Origin of the sequence: Pseudoalteromonas sp. NBT06-2 (assembly GCF_002276045.1) — a bacterium.
Lineage (GTDB): Bacteria > Pseudomonadota > Gammaproteobacteria > Enterobacterales > Alteromonadaceae > Pseudoalteromonas.
In genome coordinates this window covers 1-660 of record NZ_NQMR01000379.1, presented here as the reverse complement: position 1 = coordinate 660, position 660 = coordinate 1, and the positions used below count along the sequence as shown (strand labels likewise).

Here is a 660-nt window from a genome sequence, read left to right as displayed (position 1 = left end):
CGAACGAGTTAGCCTAAAGGCGAATAAAATAAGGGTAATGGCTTAAACCAATAAGAGGAATAAAAGTATAAAAAACTAACTAATTAATAAAATTAAAGATTTGTTCTTCTTAGGGCAAGGAGCGCATTCACTCGGCTAAAATAAACGAAAGCCGCTGCCAATAAAAAACACGATCATCACTATTTACTATAAATAAGTTATACGACTTAAGCTCGGGCTTGTTCAACACCCAGATAAGGTGTCGGCTGCGAGACACCTATCCTTATTTGTTATATGCCGCTACCAGCATACCTCGCTAGTTTTTTAACTCGTTTTTTTTGATAATTGATGATTTTTTTAGCTAGCTTATGTTGTTTATTAATCCGTAAGTGTGTAATTGAAATGATTAAAGGATCATGCATTTCAATTGGCAGGCTAAGTCCACAGCATATACCACCATCATCACCTAAATAATGCAATTCTTTAATTTTGCAGATAAAATTCTTTGGTAACCTAATGCCTTTACCGCGTAATGTATCAATAAGTTCTGGAGTTGTGATTACCGTTATAGGAAGAAATCCTTCCATTTCAGTCATCAGCGACTTTGTTTTTTCTGGGTTATCTATCATTCAGTTTACACAAATATAATTATTACGAATTAGGCATATAACGAGCCTGTAG

1 protein-coding gene is annotated in these 660 nt (G+C 34.5%); it reads right to left on the bottom strand.

What is annotated here, in order from left to right; genetic code table 11:
* Window positions 1–269: 269 nt before the first annotated feature.
* Window positions 270–608: a hypothetical protein gene (locus tag CJF42_RS26175; RefSeq protein ID WP_095369395.1), complete on the bottom strand. Its 339-nt coding sequence runs from the start codon at window positions 606–608 to the stop codon at window positions 270–272.
* Between the last annotated feature and the right edge of the window lie 52 nt (window positions 609–660).

Excerpts from the sequence above, each read along its gene's own strand:
- CJF42_RS26175 (WP_095369395.1), bottom strand. The coding sequence starts at position 608 with ATGATAGATAACCCAGAAAAAACAAAGTCGCTGATGACTGAAATGGAA.